This window comes from Rhodococcus sp. P14 (assembly GCF_000256505.1).
GTDB lineage: Bacteria > Actinomycetota > Actinomycetes > Mycobacteriales > Mycobacteriaceae > Rhodococcus > Rhodococcus ruber.
In genome coordinates this window covers 1-16,618 of the sequence record NZ_AJFC01000362.1, presented here as the reverse complement: position 1 = coordinate 16,618, position 16,618 = coordinate 1, and the positions used below count along the sequence as shown (strand labels likewise).

The 16,618-nt window shown below is 72.8% G+C and carries 13 protein-coding genes; 1 reads left to right on the top strand and 12 read right to left on the bottom strand.

Annotated elements, in window-relative coordinates; all coding sequences use genetic code 11:
• Positions 1-24: 24 nt before the first annotated feature.
• The 12 genes from OEY_RS29135 to OEY_RS0125160 form a co-directional block, all read right to left on the bottom strand.
• On the bottom strand, positions 25-3,132 hold the full coding sequence (locus tag OEY_RS29135; RefSeq protein WP_010596517.1) for an ATP-binding protein: 3,108 nt from the start codon (positions 3,130-3,132) through the stop codon (positions 25-27).
• Between the two features lie 114 nt (positions 3,133-3,246).
• On the bottom strand, positions 3,247-4,134 hold the full coding sequence (locus OEY_RS0125210; RefSeq protein WP_010596516.1) for a hypothetical protein: 888 nt from the start codon (positions 4,132-4,134) through the stop codon (positions 3,247-3,249).
• Between the two features lie 76 nt (positions 4,135-4,210).
• Positions 4,211-5,296, bottom strand: a complete 1,086-nt coding sequence (locus OEY_RS0125205; protein WP_010596515.1) for a hemolysin family protein — start codon at positions 5,294-5,296, stop codon at positions 4,211-4,213.
• The gene (locus OEY_RS0125200; RefSeq protein ID WP_040269845.1) at positions 5,296-6,666 is read right to left on the bottom strand and encodes a hemolysin family protein; all 1,371 of its coding nucleotides are present in this window, start codon (positions 6,664-6,666) and stop codon (positions 5,296-5,298) included. Before OEY_RS0125200 ends, OEY_RS0125205 begins: the two co-directional genes overlap by 1 nt.
• A 278-nt stretch (positions 6,667-6,944) precedes the next feature.
• Positions 6,945-8,384, bottom strand: a complete 1,440-nt coding sequence (locus OEY_RS0125195) for a GuaB1 family IMP dehydrogenase-related protein (protein WP_010596513.1) — start codon at positions 8,382-8,384, stop codon at positions 6,945-6,947.
• A 10-nt stretch (positions 8,385-8,394) separates the two neighbouring features.
• Entirely contained in the window at positions 8,395-9,264 is an 870-nt protein-coding gene (locus tag OEY_RS0125190) for a DMT family transporter (RefSeq protein WP_010596512.1), read from the bottom strand.
• 42 nt (positions 9,265-9,306) lie between these two features.
• Entirely contained in the window at positions 9,307-10,758 is a 1,452-nt protein-coding gene (gene gndA / locus OEY_RS0125185) for an NADP-dependent phosphogluconate dehydrogenase (protein WP_010596511.1), read from the bottom strand.
• 70 nt (positions 10,759-10,828) lie between these two features.
• Positions 10,829-11,782 carry a M56 family metallopeptidase gene (locus OEY_RS0125180; protein WP_010596510.1) on the bottom strand — a complete coding sequence of 318 codons (954 nt, stop codon included), beginning with the start codon at positions 11,780-11,782 and terminating at the stop codon, positions 10,829-10,831.
• A gap of 17 nt (positions 11,783-11,799) precedes the next feature.
• Positions 11,800-12,222, bottom strand: coding sequence for a BlaI/MecI/CopY family transcriptional regulator (locus OEY_RS0125175; RefSeq protein WP_010596509.1), 423 nt, complete (start codon positions 12,220-12,222; stop codon positions 11,800-11,802).
• A gap of 9 nt (positions 12,223-12,231) precedes the next feature.
• Entirely contained in the window at positions 12,232-13,113 is an 882-nt protein-coding gene (locus tag OEY_RS0125170) for an ABC transporter ATP-binding protein (RefSeq protein WP_048773831.1), read from the bottom strand.
• 59 nt (positions 13,114-13,172) lie between these two features.
• The gene (locus tag OEY_RS0125165) at positions 13,173-14,270 is read right to left on the bottom strand and encodes a FecCD family ABC transporter permease (protein ID WP_010596507.1); all 1,098 of its coding nucleotides are present in this window, start codon (positions 14,268-14,270) and stop codon (positions 13,173-13,175) included.
• Positions 14,267-15,685, bottom strand: a complete 1,419-nt coding sequence (locus tag OEY_RS0125160; protein WP_010596506.1) for a FecCD family ABC transporter permease — start codon at positions 15,683-15,685, stop codon at positions 14,267-14,269. Before OEY_RS0125160 ends, OEY_RS0125165 begins: the two co-directional genes overlap by 4 nt.
• A gap of 143 nt (positions 15,686-15,828) precedes the next feature.
• Between OEY_RS0125160 and OEY_RS0125155 the strand changes: the two genes are divergently transcribed.
• Positions 15,829-16,548 carry a hypothetical protein gene (locus OEY_RS0125155; protein WP_010596505.1) on the top strand — a complete coding sequence of 240 codons (720 nt, stop codon included), beginning with the start codon at positions 15,829-15,831 and terminating at the stop codon, positions 16,546-16,548.
• Positions 16,549-16,618: the final 70 nt, after the last annotated feature.

Here is a 16,618-nt window from a genome sequence, read left to right as displayed (position 1 = left end):
CAGCGTTCGGGTGCGCGCCGCCGGTCACCGGGCCGGGGGAACGCCCGGGAGCGGCAGGTCGACGCCGTGTTCGGCGAGGTCCCGCGCGCAGCGCCGGAGCAGGGCGGCACTGCCGTGGGCGGCCGCGGTCCGGGCGGCGGCACGCAGTCGCACGATCGCGGCGACGTGGTCGTCGTGCGCCGCGCGCATCCGCATCACCTCGGGCAGCCACCACAGGTCGTCGCGGGCCTGTCCGGCGACTATCGCGGCATCGAGCGCGGCCCGGGCAGCGCCGGGTTCCCCTTCCCGCACCGACAGGTCGGCGAGCAGCGAGAGCCAATACGGCATCCGGGCGAACGAACCGGCCGAGCGGAGCGTGTCGATGCCGCGCCGCATCTGCACGAGGCCGGCCTCGCCGCCGCGGGACCACCCGCCGAGAATCAGCGCCCACTCGCTGTAGTAGGCGAATCCGTACCGGATGCACAGGTCGGTCAGTTCCGCGACGGCGGCGTCGAGGGCGGCGGGGTCTGTGCGCAGGTGGTGGGTGATGCCGCTGTAGGCCAGGGCGACGGCCAGGCTGTAAGGATGATCGATCGTTTGGGCCAGCCGGACAGCCTCGTTGCAGCAGCTCAGGGCGGCGTCGTTGTGGCCGAGCAGCCAGTGGGCGTGGGCCGCCCAGGCGCTGCCGTGCACGTCGGGCCGGGTGCCGACGGTCAACGAGGGAGCGCCCCGGGTCAGTGCGGCCGCACGGTCGAAGTGGTGGAGCGCCTCCTCGGGGCGGCCGAGCTCGACCGCGGACCCGGCGAATGCGAAGTGGGCCGACCCGCGCAGCGGGGAGCCGGGGTCGACGAGAGTCAGTGCGCGGGTCGCGACCTCGTGGGCGCCGGCGATGTTTCCCTGCACGAACCGCGACGACCAGAGGCCGACGAGGCCCGCCAGGAGGGAGTCCTTGCGGCCGAGGGACTCGGCCAGCCGGATCGAGCGCTCGAGGGTCTGCTGCAGTTCGGGGGAGGAGTAGCCGTATCGTGCGTTGAGCGGCGCCGCCATCTCTTCGCGGACGGCGAGTTCCTGTACGGCGGCGTCGCGCCCCTCGAGTTGGGTGCGAGCGATGGCGAGTGCCTTCTTGTGCAGTCGGATCGCCTCGGTGTGGGCGAAGGTGCTCGAGGCGACATCGGCCGCGCGACGGTAGTAGGTCACTGCCCGGTCCGGTCGTCCCCCGCGGGCGTACTGCTCGGCGAGTTGCGCCGAGACGCTGTCGTAGTCGTCGGCGTGCAGCAGTTCGAGGCTCTGCGCGAGACGGCGGTGCAGCAGCCAGCGCCTGGGCGGGCTGATCCGGGCGTAGGCGGCGTCGCGGAGCAGGTCGTGGGAGAAGTCGTAGCCGTCGCGGAACTGTCGCAGGATTCTGCGTTGCCACAGCTCGTCGACGGCGCGCACCACGGCGTCGGTGTCGAGGTCGCTGGCCTCGGTGAGCAGGTCGAGGGTGAAGTCGCGGCCTACCGCCGCGGCGAGTCCGGCGACGTCCCGTGCGGCGGGGCTCACCTGCCCGATCCGGTCGTGCAGCACGTCGGCCAGGCGGCCGGCGGGGGCGACGCCCGGTCCGCTGCGCATCGCTTCGATGATGTAGAGGGGGAAGCCACCGGTGGTCGCGTGCAGTAGTTCGGCGTCCTGCGGGTCGAGCGGGCGCCCCCCGAGCGTTTCGGCCAGGCGGGCGGTGCCGCAGGCCCCCAGGGGCTGCAGTGGCAGGTCGGCGAGCAGACCGGCGGTCCGCATCCGGTCTGCCCATTGCTCGAGGTCCCGGTTCTCGTCGGTGTCGTCGGTGCGGGCTGTCGCGGCCACCATCAGGGGCGCGTCGGGTGTCAGGGACAGGCAGAACGTCAGGAACGTCAGCGTCTCCGGGTCGCACCACTGGATGCTGTCGAGGGTCAGCAACACGGGGCGGCCGCCGCCGATCAGCGCCCGCGCCAGGCCTTCGAAGAACCGGAGGCGCTGCCAGGCGTCGACCATCGCTCGGACGCCGGCGCCGGGTTCCGGGCGGGCCGCGCCGGACGGTACGAGCCTGTCGACCTCGGCGCGCCAGATCGGGTCGAGCGCGGTGAGCGCGGGCTGCACCGCGGGGGTACGGAGCCAGTCCGCTACCGGGGCCAGGGCGAGCCGTCCGGACGTTCCGAAGCATTGGGTGCCGGCCACCACCGCCGCGGGTTGTGCGCGGGCGCTGTCGGCGATCTCGGCGACCAGGCGGGTCTTGCCGACGCCGGCGCCGCCGGTGACGAGGACGAGGGTGGGGTGCCCGGCGGCCGCCGTGCGCCACGTCTCGTGCAGCCGACGGAGTTCGCGTGTGCGTCCGACGAGTGTCGGGGCGGCGAGTCCGGGCCGCTCGGCCGCCGGTCCGGCGATGGGGCGGGCGGTCGCGGTGGGGTCCGCGGGGGCGAGCAGGCGGTCGGCGAGGGTGCGCGTCGCCGGGTCAGGTGCCAGCCCGAGTTCACGTTCGAGGACGGCGGCGCAGCGGTGATAGGTGCTCACTGCGCCGGCGCGGTCGCCGTGCTCGGCCTGCAGGGTCATCAAGGTGCGGTACCCGCTCTCTTCCAGGGGTCGGAGGTGGATCCGGCGGCGGACGGCGTCGATCGCCCCGGGGAGGTCGCCGGTGCGCGTCCGGAGCCGGCACAGCAGATCGCACAGGTCGACGCAGTGCCGTTCGAGATCCGATCGGGCCTCGAGGATCCAGTCGTCGTACATGCCGGGCAGCAGGGGGCCGCGGTATTCGGCGAGCGCGGTGGTGGCGTGCCGCAGCGCCGCCTCGTCGTCGCCGCTGGTCGCGGCCGCCCGGGCGGCCTGGTACTCGACGGTGAAGGTCCGTAGGTCCACCCGGCTGGTCTCGGTGTCGCGCCAGCACAGATCCCGGGAGGTCACCTCGACGGCCGGGTCGTCTTCGAGGGCACGGCGCAGGTGGTGCAGTTCGCGGCGCAGGTTGGTCAGGGCCTGGGCGGTTGTCGAGTCGGGCCAGAACAGGGGGGCGATGAGCTGGCGGGGCTGTGCAACTCCGGCGTGGAGGGCGAGGAAGGCGACCAGGGTCGTGCCGCGAGGGGACCGCGTCACGACGGCGCCGGTCGTGTCGTCGGTGATCGACTGCTCACCCAGGACGGAGACGTACAGCATCAGCTCGTGGCCTCTCCAGACTTCAGCCTAGACCCGGGGAGGGATATCCCTCCCCGCGGGGGCCGCGCCGCGCGCCGGGGACGTCCCGGGGAGAGGGCAGGCGGCGGTGTCCGCTCAGCGGTGGGTGTGCTCCCGGCCGGCGTCGAGGAGTCGGCGGCACCGGTCGAGCAGCACCGCGCGCAGTGGCGCGGAGCGGTCGGCCAGTTCCGTCTGTCCGCGGACGTACTCTGCCCGGCCGCGGGGTGTCTCGATCCGTATGGGCCGGTAGCCGTGGTCGCTCAGGTCGTAGGGGCTGGCCCGCATGTCGAGTTCCCGGGCGGCGTAGGCCAGTTCGAAGCAGTCGGCGGTCAGGTCCGAGTCGAGCAGCGGGGTGAGCTTGTAGCACCACTTGTACAGGTCCATGGCGGCGTGCAGGCACCCGGGTTGCTCCCGCCGGATCTGGTCGTCGCGGGTGAGGGGTTCGAGATTGAGGGGGCCGGCGGCGGGGGTGAAGAACCGGTACGCGTCGTAGTGCGTGCAGCGCAGCTGCAACGATTCGACGACGGCGTCGGTGCCGGTGTGTCCGAGCCGCAGCGGTACGGCGCTGTGGCGGAGGTCGGCGGGCTCGGTCCGGTACACCATGGCCCACTCGTGCAGGCCGAAGCAGCCGAGGTGCGCGGGACGGGAGGTCGTGGCCTCGAGCAGGTCGGTGACGTAGCGGATGGTGTCGCGCCGGCGGGCGAGGTGTTCGGGGTCGGCCGAGACCCCGGCGCCGGTGGTCCGGTAGCCCCGGAGGGAGGCGTACTCCGCGGATGCGGGGCCGGTGAGTGTCGTTCCGAAGCCGGGGTGCCAGCGCAGGAGCTGGGACGGCGTGTAGCTGTAGTAGGTGAACAGGAAGTCGATCACCGGGTGTGGTGTGCCGTGCGCGCGTTGGTCGAGGTAGGGGGCGAGCAGCGCCGTCAGCCGGTGGCGGTGCCGCTCCCGGCGGGGCAGCCAGTGCTCGGGTTCGAGGACGGTGGTCACCGCTGCCCCCCGGTATCGACTGCACCGACGGTGCAATGATTGTTGTGCCGCGTCGGGGTGTCGGGTGGGCGGAGGTTCACGGACGTGGTCCCGGGCCGGGGTCGGCCATCCGGTGGGTGGTGTCGCGCACGGTGCCGACGAACTGTTCGACGAGGTCTTCGAGCGCGACGATGCCGATCACGGTTCCGTGCTCGTCGACGACTCCGCCGAGGTGGGCGCTGGTGCGCCGCAGCAGCGACAGCGCGTCGTCGAGGGGGGCGTCGACCGGCACCGGCGGCAGGGGCCGGATCTCGGCGGTCGCGATGAGGGTGTCCGGCCCTGCCGATTCGTCGCGCACGAGGTCGAGGACGTCCTTCAGGTGCAGGTAGCCGGCCAGTTCCCCGTGTGCGGTCTCCGCCGGGTACCGGGAGTAGCCGGTCTCGGTGACGGCCTGCTCGACAGCTCCGAGTGTGGTGCCGGCCGGGCCGAGCGGGACCGTGCGGACCCCGGACAGGGGGATCGTGACGTCCGCGACGGTCCGTCCGCTGGTCTGGAGGGCCTGGGTCAGACGCCGGTGTTCCTCCTCGTCGAGCAGTCCTTCCGAGCGGGATTCGCCGATCATCTCGGACAGTTCGAGTTCGGTGACGGTGACGTCCAGTTCGTCCTTCGGTTCGACCCGCAGCAGGCGCAGGCTGAGGTTGGCGCACAGGTTGTAGAACGCGATCAGTGGCCGGGCCACCTTCATGAACAGCAGGTGGGTCGGTACGAGCAGCATCGCCGAGCGTTCCGGTCCGGCGATGGCGATGTTCTTCGGAACCATCTCGCCGAGCAGGATGTGCAGCACCACGACGATCGTGAGGGCGAGTGCGAAGCCGATCGGGTGCAGCAGGGAGTCCGGCACGCCGAGGGCGTGCATGGGTGTTTCGATCAGGTGGGCGATGGCCGGTTCGCCGACGCGGCCGAGCAGGATCGAGCAGATGGTGATGCCGAGCTGGGACCCGGCGAGCATCAGCGACAGGTGCTCCCCGGCGGCGATGACGGTGCGGGCGCGTTTCTTGCCCTGCCCGACGAGGGCTTCGAGTCGGTCGCGGCGCGCGGTGATGAGGGCGAACTCGGCACCGACGAAGAATGCGTTGCCGGCGAGGAGCAGCACGGTGAGCAGCACCGCGAGCCAGTCGTTCATCACCGGTCTCCGTTCTCGCGGCCGGGTGCGTGCTCGTCCTCACCGGCAGGCTCGGTGGGGACGAGCAGGACGCGGTCGATGCGGTGCCCGTCCATGTCGAGGACCCGGGCACGCCAGCGGTGGTCGGCGTCGCCGGGCCGGTGCGGCAGCAGCACCTCGTCGCCGGATTCGGGGATCTCCCCGAGTTCGGTGAGGAGCAGCCCGCCGAGCGTCTCGTATTCGCCGTCCGGTGCGTGGTATCCCGTCAGGTGGGCGACCTCGTCGATGCGCAGCAGGCCCGAGCAGGACCAGCCCTGCTCGACGCGCTGCGCTTCGGGCTCGGGTTCGTCGTGTTCGTCGCGGACGTCGCCGACGATCTCCTCGATCAGGTCCTCCATGGTGACGATGCCGGCGGTGCCGCCGTATTCGTCGACGACGAGCGCGACCTGCATGCCGTCGGAGCGGACCCGTTCCATGACCGCGTCCCCGTCGAGGGTGGACGGCACGACGGGGACCTGCCGGGCGAGAGTGTGCAGCTGGGTGTGGGCGCGGCGCCGCGCGGGCACGGTGAACGCGTGTTTGACGTGGACGACGCCGACGGTGGCGTCGAGATCGCCGTCGACGACCGGGAAGCGGGAGTAGCCGGTGCGCGACGAGGCGTCGATGAGGTCGAGGACGGTGTCGTGGACGTCGAGGGACTCGATGGTGACGCGGGGGGTCATGAGGTCTTCGGCGGTGCGTTCCCCGAAACGCAGCGAGCGTCCCACGAGCAGCGCCGTGCTCTCGTCGAGGGCGCCGCGTTCCGCCGAGGCGCGCACCAGTGATCCGAGTTCCTCCGGGGAGCGCGCCGAGCGCAGTTCCTCGGCCGGTTCGATACCCAGGCGCCGCACGATCCGGTTGGCGGCGCCGTTGAGTCCGCGGATCGCCCATTTGAACACGAGCGAGAACCCGGCCTGCAGGCCGGCGGTGGCGCGGGCGGTGGCCAGGGGCCGCGCGATGGCGAGGTTCTTCGGTACGAGTTCGCCGAAGACCATCGAGAACGAGGTGGCGATGATCAGGGCCAGGGCCAGGGAGATGCCGGAGGCGAGGGCGGCGCCGAGTCCGGCGGCGCGCAGCAACGGGTCGAGGAACCGGGCGAGGACCGGTTCGGCGAGGTAGCCGGTGATCAGGGTGGTGATGGTGATGCCGAGTTGGGCGCCCGAGAGCTGGAAGGACAGGGTGCGGTGGGCGTGCTGAACCTGGCGTGCGCGCAGGTCGCCGTCGCGGGCGTGCGCGTCGACGGTGCTGCGTTCGAGGGCGGTGAGGGAGAATTCGGCCGCCACGAACACCGCGGTGCCGGCGGTCAGGGCGATGAACCCGAGCAGGCTGAGGACGGACAGCAGGACGGACATCAGCACCGCTCCCGGGCCGGCGGCAAGCTCCGCTCCGATGTCGCGAGGGTCCGGCCGGGTATGTCACCCGGCTCGCTAGGGGAACCCTCCGAACCGGCGGAGTCGGACTCCGCGTCGGCCGTGGCGGCCGGAGGCCGTGTCGAAATGATGGCGGCCGGAGGCCGTGTGGAAATGGTGGTGGGTGCCGCGGGCACCGGATTCCTCTCGTCGGGCCCGAGGTGCGGGCGTTCACGGTGAGGCATCATTCTACGGACCGTGTCCGGCCTCGTGCGGTGCGGTCACCATCCGGTCGGCAGGGGGCGTCCCTCGGCGAATCCGGCGGCCGACTGGACCCCGAGCACGGCGTGCGCGTGCAGGTCCTCGAGGGTGCGGGCACCGGCGTACGTGCAGGTGCTGCGCACCCCGGAGCAGATGTGGTCGATCAGGTCCTCGACGCCGGGCCGTTGGGGGTCGATGCGGATGCGGGAGGTGGAGATCCCTTCCTCGAACAGGGCTTTGCGGGCGCGGTCGAAGGCGGAGTCGTCGACGGTGCGGGCGGCGACCGCACGCTTGGAGGCCATGCCGAAGCTTTCCTTGTAGGGGTGGCCGGTCTCGTCGTAGCGCAGTTCGCCGGGCGATTCGTAGGTGCCGGCGAACCAGGACCCGATCATGACGTTGGCGGCGCCGGCGGCGACGGCGAGTGCGACGTCGCGGGGGTGCCGCCCCCCGCCGTCGGCCCAGACGTGCGCCCCGAGGTCCCGGGCGGTGCGGGCGCATTCGGCGACGGCGGAGAACTGGGGTCGTCCGACACCGGTCATCATGCGGGTGGTGCACATGGCGCCGGGGCCGACGCCGACCTTGACGATGTCCGCGCCGGCGTCGAGCAGTTCGCGGGTGCCGGCGGCGGAGACGACGTTGCCGGCGACGAGGGGGACGGGCAGGTCCAGCGCCTTGATCCGTTTCAGGGCGTCGAGCATCTTCTCCTGGTGGCCGTGCGCGGTGTCGAGGACGAGCAGGTCGACGCCGGCGTCGACGAGCCCCGCGGCCTTGGCGGCGACGTCGCCGTTGACACCGACGGCGGCGCCGATGCGCAGGGCCCCGTCGGCGTCCACGGCCGGGGTGTAGATGCCGGCGCGGACGGCGCCGGTGCGGGTCAGGACCCCGGCGAGGGTGCCGTCGTCGTGGGTGAGCACGACCAGCGGGTCGTGTTTGGCTTCGAGCAGTGCGAACGCTTCCCGCGGCGACGAGCCGACGGAGGCGGTGGCGAAGTCGCGGATGGCGACCGCGCGCAGCCGCGCGAACCGGTCGACCTCGCGGCAGGAGCCTTCGGTGACGACACCGACGGGGCGGCGGTGGTCGTCGACGACGACGACGGCGCCGTGGGCGCGTTTGGGCAGGAGGGCGAGGGCATCGGAGACGGAGTCCTCGGGACCGAGGGTGACGGGGGTGTCGGCGACGAGGTGGCGGCTCTTGACGAACGCGACGGTCTCGGCGACGGTGCCGGCCGGCAGGTCCTGGGGGAGCACGACGAGTCCGCCGCGGCGGGCGACGGTCTCGGCCATGCGGCGGCCGGACACGGCGGTCATGTTGGCGACCACGATGGGGATGGTGGTGCCGGAACCGTCGACGGTGGACAGGTCCACGTCGAACCGGGACGCGACGGCGGACCGGTTCGGGACGAGGAACACGTCGTCGTAGGTCAGGTCGTACGGGGGCTGGTGGCCGTCGAGGAAGCGCACCTGGCGAATGCTACGCGCCGGTGGCGTCGGGCGCGGTGAGCCGGGCCTGGCTGCGCGAGAGCGCCACCGTGGCGATCAGCATCACCGCGACCGAGGCGACGACCAGGGCGAGTCCCGGGCCGTCGACCCGGAGCCGTTCGTCGAGGACGGTCATGCCGAGGAAGACGGCGGCGAGGGGTTCGCCGATGGTGATCGCCGGCAGGGACGCGGCGAGCGGGCCGGCCTGGAAGGCGCGTTGCTGGAGGTAGACGCCGAGCAGGCCGGCGGTGAGCAGGGCCCAGGTCTGCCAGGCGCCGACCACGGGACGCAGGCCGTGTTCGAACAGGTCGGTGACGTACTTGGTGAACGCCACCGCCACGCCGTAGAGCAGGCCGCTGGCCGCGCCGAGTGCCATCGCCCGCGTGCCGGGGTCGTGGCCGAGCAGCCCGATCGCGGTGGCGGCGGACACGGCGGTGCACACCGCGCCGAGCGGGAGGACCCACTCGTGCCAGGGGGCGTCGATCTCACCGGCGGTGGGGTCGCCGACGACGAGGAACACCACGAGCGCCGCGCACAGGGCCGCCGCGGTCAGCCAGGTGGGACGGGTGATGCGGGAGCCGGAGAACGCGGCGGACAGGGGCAGGGCGAACAGCAGCGACGACACCAGCAGTGGCTGGACCACCAGGACCGGCCCGAGGGCGAGGGCGGCGACCTGCAGCAGGTAGCCGCCGCCGTCGCCGACTACCCCGGCCCACCAGCGGGGACTGCGGATCAGGGCGGCGACGAGGGACTCGCCGGCGGGGACGGCTTCGGCGGAGCGTTGCTGGGCGACGCTGGCCGCCGCGAACAGGAGCGCGGCGGCCAGCGCGCACACGACGGACGCCGTGACGGTGCCGCTCATGGGCACAAACTATGCCCTACCGGGGTGCCGGTGCGGGCGTGGTCAGGCGCGGACCTCGGTGCGGTCCCCGCTCCAGAGGGTGTGGAACTTGCCGTCGGCGTCGATGCGCTCGTAGGTGTGGGCGCCGAAGAAGTCGCGCTGGCCCTGGGTGAGGGCGGCGGGCAGGCGGTCGGCGCGCAGACCGTCGTAGTACGACAGCGAGGAGGCGAACGCGGGGACGGGGATGCCGAGCATGGTGGCGGTGGCGACGACGCGGCGCCAGCTGTCGATGCCGGCCTCGATGGCCTCGCGGAAGTAGGGGGCGAGGATCAGGCTGGGCAGCTGCGGGTCGGCGTCGTAGGCCTCCTTGATGCGGTTGAGGAACTGGGCGCGGATGATGCAGCCGCCGCGCCAGATGGTGGCCAGGGCGGCGCGGTCGACGTTCCAGCCGTGTTCGGCGCTGCCGGCGGCGATCTGGTCGAAGCCCTGCGCGTAGGCGACGATCTTCGACGCGTAGAGGGCGCGGCGGATGTCCTCGGTGAACTGGGCGGCGTCGGTAGGCTTGTCGCCGAGGGTGCCGGAGGCCAGGCCGCGGGCGGCGGCGCGCTGGGTGCGGGAGCCGGACAGGGCGCGGGCGAACACGGCCTCGGCGATGCCGGTGACCGGGACGCCGAGGTCGAGGGCGGACTTGACGGTCCAGCGGCCGGTGCCCTTCTGCTCGGCGGCGTCGACGATGACGTCGACGAGGGGTTTGCCGGTGCTCGCGTCGGTCTGGCGCAGGACGTCGGCGGTGATCTCGATCAGGTAGGACTCGAGGGTGCCGGTGTTCCATTCGGAGAACACGTCGGCGATCTGCGGGGCGTCGTGGCCGAGCGCGTCGCGCAGCAGGTGGTATGCCTCACCGATGAGCTGCATGTCGGCGTACTCGATGCCGTTGTGCACCATCTTCACGAAGTGGCCGGAACCGTCGGGGCCGATGTGGGTGCAGCACGGGGTGCCGTCGACGTGGGCGGAGATGGACTCGAGGAGCGGGCCGAGGGCCTCGTAGGACTCGGCGGGGCCGCCGGGCATGATCGACGGGCCGTTGAGGGCGCCTTCTTCGCCGCCGGAGATGCCGGCGCCGACGAAGTGCAGGCCGCGGGCGCGCAGTGCGGCTTCGCGGCGGATGGTGTCGGTGTAGAGGGCGTTGCCGCCGTCGATGATGATGTCGCCGGGTTCCATCGCGTTGGCGAGTTCGTCGATGACCGCGTCGGTGGCGTCGCCGGCCTTGACCATGACGAGCACCCGGCGCGGCTTCTGCAGGGCGGCGACGAACTCGTCGATGGTTTCGGTGCGTACGAAGTCCCCGTCGTCGCCGTGGGCTTCGAGCAGGGCGTCGGTCTTGGCGACGCTGCGGTTGTGCAGCGCGACGGTGTGGCCGTGGCGGGCGAAGTTGCGGGCGATGTTCGACCCCATGACGGCCAGGCCGGTCACGCCGATCTGGGCGCGGGGATTCTCGGTGCGTTCGACGGTCATGGGTACAGCTTCCCCCGAACCCGGACGGGATCGAAATCGGGGGCGTGCTACCGGTGCGGACGGCGGGGGGTCACCAGGCGCGCAGCAGGCGGCTCAGTTCGGTCAGCCACGGCACGGCGACCGCGATGGTGGGCACGACGAGGATGGCGGCGGCCGCGGTGTAGGCGGTCACGGCGGTGCGCAGGTCCGGGCCGGGTTCGGCGAGGCGCTTGACGCGCAGCACGGTGGAGGGGCCGCCGACGGCGAGGGCGCCCTGGGGGGTGCGGGCGCCGGCGCAGGCGACCAGGGCCCGGGCCAGCGGGGTGGGGCCGGTGACGCGCACGGCGGAGTCGTCGGCGAGCATCTCGACGAGCAGCTGCACCGAGCCGAGCGCGGACCGGGACCGTACCCACCGCGGGAAGGCCTCGTAGACGGCGGTGAACGCCTCGAGGACGAGGTCGTGCCGGGCCCGCAGGTGGGAGTGCTCGTGGCGGAGGATGGCGCGGATCTCGTCGTCGGCGAGGTGGTCGAGGGTGCCTTCGCTGAGCACGACCCGGTGCCGCAGGCCCGGCAGGCAGTAGGCGACGGGTTCGGCGGTGTCGAGGACGCGCACGTGGGACAGCTGCCGCACCGAGGCGCCGCTGTCGCGCCGGTCGAGCAGATCGACGAGCATGCGGTGCCGGGCCCGGCGGCGGCGGGTGCGGACACCGACGCGCAGAATCGAATACATCAGCCGTGCACCGATGAGCAGGGTGAGGGCGAAGACCACGACGTAGGTCAGCCACAGGGGCAGGCCGAGCGCGTCGATCTCCTGGAGTGGGGCGGTGGTGGGGCGGCCGTCCTCACCGGGGACGAGCAGCAGCGATGCGATGGCCAGGCCGGAACTGAACGCGGACAGCACGGCCGCGAGCGCCACCGCCTGCCACAGCACGAGGGCGGGGCGGGGGTTGCGGTACGGCCAGGTGGCGCGGCTGAGCAGGGCCGGGACCGGCCCGGCCAGCAGCAGCGCGAGGATGCCGAAGACCAGCGCGGTGGTCGCGTTCATGGCACCGAGTGTGCCAGTCAGCTCGCCCGACCGGTACCCGGGTCGGCGACGGTGGGACGGGTGGGCCCGTCCTGCTGGGCCTCGAGCGCGGCGAGGGCCTCGCGCAGCGCGGCGGCCTCGTCGGGGTTGACACGCCCGATGAAGTGGACGAGGGCGGCGACCCGGCCGGCGGACTCGTCGGCCTGGTCGAGGGCGTCGACCATGAGGCTGGCGACGAGTTCTTCGCGGCCGTGCACCGGGACGTACCGGTGGGCGCGGTCGTCGCGCTGCTGGATGACGAGGTTCTTCTTCGCGAGGCGCTGGAGAACGGTCATGACGGTGGTGTACGCGAGGGAGCGCCGGGCGGCGAGGGCCTCGTGGACCTGCCGGACGGTCTGCGGTTCGGTGGAGGACCACAGGTGGTCCATCACTGCGCGTTCGAGTTCTCCGAGTGCTGCCATGACACGAGTTTACCGGGTCTCCGACGAGCGTGTCGTACTACCCGAAGTAGTACGTGTTCTCGTCCGCGGTCCGCCCGCCGTGCCGAACACGTGCCGGGTGCCGATCGGCACGACCAGCGGCCGGTCCGAGACCGGGTCGTCGATCACCGCCGCGTCGAGCGCGAACACCTCCCGCAGCAGCTCCTCGGTGATCACCTGCGCCGGCGGGCCCGCGCGCACGATCCGGCCCTCCTTCATCACCACCAGGTGGTCGCTGTAGCGGATCGCGAGATTCAGATCGTGCAGCACCATCACCACGGTGCGGCCGAGTTCCGCGTGCAGGCGGTCGACGAGGTCGAGGACCTCCACCGAGTGCGCCAGATCGAGATAGGTGGTCGGCTCGTCGAGCAGCAGCACGTCGGTGCCCTGCGCCAGCGCCATCGAGATCCATGCCCGCTGACGCTGTCCGCCGGAGAGCTGGTCGACCGGGCGGTCGGCGAGCTCGGTGATGCCGGTCCGGTCCAGTGCGACGGCGACCTCACCCTCGTCGTCGGCGGACCACTGCCGCAGCCACGACTGGTGCGGATGCCGCCCCCGGGCGACGAGGTCGGCGACGGTCAGGCCCTCCGGCGCCACCGGCGCCTGCGGCAACATCCCCAGCACCCGCGCGACGTCGCGGGTGCGCATCGAGGAGATCGCGTGCCCGTCGAGCAGCACGCTGCCGCGACGCGGGCGCAGCAACCGGGCCAGCGCCCGCAGCAGGGTGGACTTGCCGCACCCGTTGGGCCCGATCACGGTGGTGATCACCCCGGGGGGCACGGTCAGGTCCAGGCCGTCGACGATGAGCCGGTCGCCGTAGCCGAGCGCGAGGTCCCGCGCGACGAGCCGCGGCGGCGGGGCGGCGCTGTCCACGGCCTCGGATGGGGGCGCGGCGGTGGGCGCGGCGACGTCGTCGGTGCGGGGGATTCTGGTCACAGCGACACCTTCCGGTTCGAGCGCACGAGCAGATACAGCAGGAACGGACCGCCGAGGGCGGAGGTGACCAGGCCGACGGGCAGCGCGACGGGCAGCACCGTGCGGGCGAGGATGTCGGCGCCGGTGACCAGGGCCGCTCCGGTCAGGGCGGAGGCGATCAACGGCGGACCGGGGGAGCGCACGAGGCGCAGCGCGATCTGCGGGGCCGCGAGCGCGACGAACCCGATCGGCCCGGCCGCCGCGGTGGCGACACCGACCAGGGCGCAGGCGGACAGCAGCAACACCGCCCGCTGGGTCTGCAACCGCACGCCGAGCGACCGGGCCGTCTCGTCCCCGAGCCGCAGGGCACCCATCGTGAAGGCGGCGGTGGCGAGCCAACCGGTCAGGACGGCCAGCGCCACCGCCGTCGGCACGACCTGCGACCATCCGGCGCCGTTGAGCGACCCGGTGAGCCACACCTGCGCCTGGGACACGTCGTTGATGTCGGCCGAGACCAGCATCCAGTTCGTCAGCGCCACGAACAGCGCGTTGGCGCCGATCCCGATCAGCACCAGTCGGAAGCCTTCCACGCCGCCACGCCAGGCCAGGACGTACACCGCCGCGGCGGTGCACAGGGCCCCGCACAGCGCCGCGAGGGGCAACCCGAGCGCGCCGAGCATCCCGGCGAGCGTCCCGGAACCGGCGGCGACGATGAGCGCGACCGCGGCCGCGCTCGCACCGGCGGTGACGCCGAGGATGTCCGGGCTGGCCAGCGGATTGCGGGACACCGTCTGGGTCAGGGCGCCGGCGACGGCGAGCGCCGCGCCGACGAGCACCGCCGCGAGGCCCCGCGGCAGGCGCAGCTCCAGGACGATGAACCGGTCGAGTTGCTCCCCACCGCCGGCGAGCACCGAGACCACCTGCGGCACCGACAGCGGATAGTCGCCGCGGCCGAGCCCGACGCACAGCAGCAGGAACGTGGCCGCCACCAGAGCCAGGCACAGGAACACCGCGCGCGGTCGCCACACGAGCGAGAGCGTGCCGATCCGCAGTGCCGGCCGGGACGGGACCGTCGCCCGGGTCGGGCCGGTGCGTGCCGGCGCGGTGGCGGTCACAGGGCCACCAGCCGGCGCCGGCGCACGAGGGCGATGAAAAACGGTGCGCCCATCAGGGCGAGGACGATGCCGACCTGCAGCTCCCCGGGGCGGACCACGATCCGGCCGACGACGTCCGCCAGGACGAGCATCACCCCGCCGAGCAGCCCGGCGTAGGGGAGCAGCCAGCGGTAGTCCGGTCCGGTGATCGCCCGGGCGACGTGCGGGACCACGAGCCCGACGAAGGCGATCGGTCCGCAGGCCGCGGTCGCGGCGCCGGTGAGAAGGGTGATGGCGACGATGCCGACGGTGCGGGCGGCGACGACGTTCGTGCCCAGGGACCGGGCGACGTCCTCGCCGAGGCCGAGCACATTGAGGCCGGGTGTGTTCACCACGGCCAGCAGCAGTCCGGCCGCGAGGAACGGCAGCACCTGCCACAACACCTCGAGGTCGCGGCCGGCGACCGAGCCGACGATCCAGAACCGGTATCCGTCGAGCGTGGTCTGGTCGAGCAGCACCACCGCATGCGTCATCGCCTGCAGGAAGAACGCCACGGCCGCGCCGGCCAGGGCCAGGGTCAACGGTCCGGCGCGGCCGCCTCCGAGGGAGGACAACCCGAAGACCACGACACTGGCGGTGAGCGACCCGGCGAAGGCGAACCACAGGTACTGCCCGGGGGTGGCCATCCCGAGCAGGTAGATCGAGAGCACCACGAAGAAGGCTGCTCCGGCGTTGAGTCCGAGCAGGCCCGCGTCGGCCAGGGGGTTGCGGGTGTGACCCTGGATGAGGGCGCCGGCGACGCCGAGAGCGATGCCCACCACGAGTCCGAGCACGGTGCGCGGGATCCGCAGGGTGTGCACGATGACGTCGGTGTCGGAGCCGTCGTCGGTGGTGAGAGCGTGGACGACCTCGGCGATGGTCATCGGCCGGGCGCCGACGGCGATCCCGGCGAGCAGCACCACCGTCAGTATCGCGGCGATGGCCAGCAGACCGAGCAGGCGGCGACGGCGGACGGCGCCGACGCTCGTGTCGGCGGCGAGGGGGACGAATCCGTCGGCGGCCGCGACGCGCTCGGTGACGACCTCGGTGCCGCGGCGCAGGAGGGCGCGCCGCGCGCCGACCGGCCCGCCGTGGCCGCGGTCGCGGGTGACCAGTCCGGTCCACTGTTTGCCGAGGCTGCGTCCGGTGGTGCCTTCGCGGTGCCCGCGGTTGTACCACCACAGGCCGACGGTGACGGCGAGGGCCGTTCCACCGAAGACGACACGGTCGGTCTGTCCGCCGCCGTGGGCGTCGGACAGGGCGCGTACGAGCAGCACACCGACGACGGCGGGCACGGCGAGCAGACCCAGGTCGCCGGCTTCGGCGGCGAGACGGCGGGGGAGGGAGGGGGCGTCCGCGACGGGCGGCGGCGTCTCCGGGGGGCGGAGGGTGGTCACAGGCGGTGGGCTCCTCGGGGACGCGTACTCGGCCGAACGAAGGTTAGGTTACCGAAGCCTATCTTCCAGGCTTGCATCCCCCACGACGTAATGGCATGGTTAGGCTTACCTAATTGTGACGATCCGCCGATCGGGAGGTGTGGATGACAACCCTGCTGCCACCGAGATCCACCGCGGTGCAGATCCCCGCGTTCGAGGACACCGACGCCCGCCTGAGGCTGCTGATGCCGCACGCTCCCCGCGTCTACGCCGTCGCCCGCATCGACGACGAACCCCGCCGACGCTGGTGGCGGCTCGCCGACGCCGACCGGGACCGGCGGATCGCGCTGTTGTACGCCCGCGCGCTCGAGGACGTCGCGGACCCGCGGATCGCCGTCGACCAGGTGGCGGCCGCCCTCGTCCACGTCGTCGCGGGCCGGGTCCTCGCCCCCTATCTGCTCGAGGCGCGCTGCTGGGATCCCGGGCTCGAGAACCTGTGGATCCACCAGGACAGCGACGGCGGCATCGACTGGGCCGCGGTCGCGGACGACACCCTGCGTGTACTACCCGACGATCCCGCCGTCGCCGACGACGCGGTCGTCGTGCTGCCGTGCGAGGAGGCGCTCGCCCGGTGGACCGCCCACCGTGCCACCACGGCGCTGCGTGCCGTCCACGCGTCGCTGGCGCAGTGCGCCCCCGCCGAGCAACTGCGCCTGTGGTCCCTGCTCGGCCGCACCGTCGTGGCGGGCGCGGCGCAGCTCCCCGCCCTGGCCGGCACCTCCCGCACCGTCGCGGCGCGCCGCGGCCAGGTTCTGCTGGATGCGTTCCTGACGCTGGGGGTGCCGGTCCGCGGACTTGCTAAATTAGGCAAGGCTTACCTATAGTTACGAGGCGTTGCTACTGCCGGACCGCGCCGGAGTCCTGAGGGCTGCAGAGACCCCCGGTCCTTCCCAC

Excerpts from the sequence above, each read along its gene's own strand:
- OEY_RS29135 (WP_010596517.1), bottom strand. The coding sequence starts at position 3,132 with ATGCTGTACGTCTCCGTCCTGGGTGAGCAGTCGATCACCGACGACACG.
- OEY_RS0125205 (WP_010596515.1), bottom strand. The coding sequence starts at position 5,296 with ATGAACGACTGGCTCGCGGTGCTGCTCACCGTGCTGCTCCTCGCCGGC.
- OEY_RS0125200 (WP_040269845.1), bottom strand. The coding sequence starts at position 6,666 with ATGTCCGTCCTGCTGTCCGTCCTCAGCCTGCTCGGGTTCATCGCCCTG.
- OEY_RS0125190 (WP_010596512.1), bottom strand. The coding sequence starts at position 9,264 with ATGAGCGGCACCGTCACGGCGTCCGTCGTGTGCGCGCTGGCCGCCGCG.
- gndA (WP_010596511.1), bottom strand. The coding sequence starts at position 10,758 with ATGACCGTCGAACGCACCGAGAATCCCCGCGCCCAGATCGGCGTGACC.
- OEY_RS0125180 (WP_010596510.1), bottom strand. The coding sequence starts at position 11,782 with ATGAACGCGACCACCGCGCTGGTCTTCGGCATCCTCGCGCTGCTGCTG.
- OEY_RS0125175 (WP_010596509.1), bottom strand. The coding sequence starts at position 12,222 with ATGGCAGCACTCGGAGAACTCGAACGCGCAGTGATGGACCACCTGTGG.
- OEY_RS0125155 (WP_010596505.1), top strand. The coding sequence starts at position 15,829 with ATGACAACCCTGCTGCCACCGAGATCCACCGCGGTGCAGATCCCCGCG.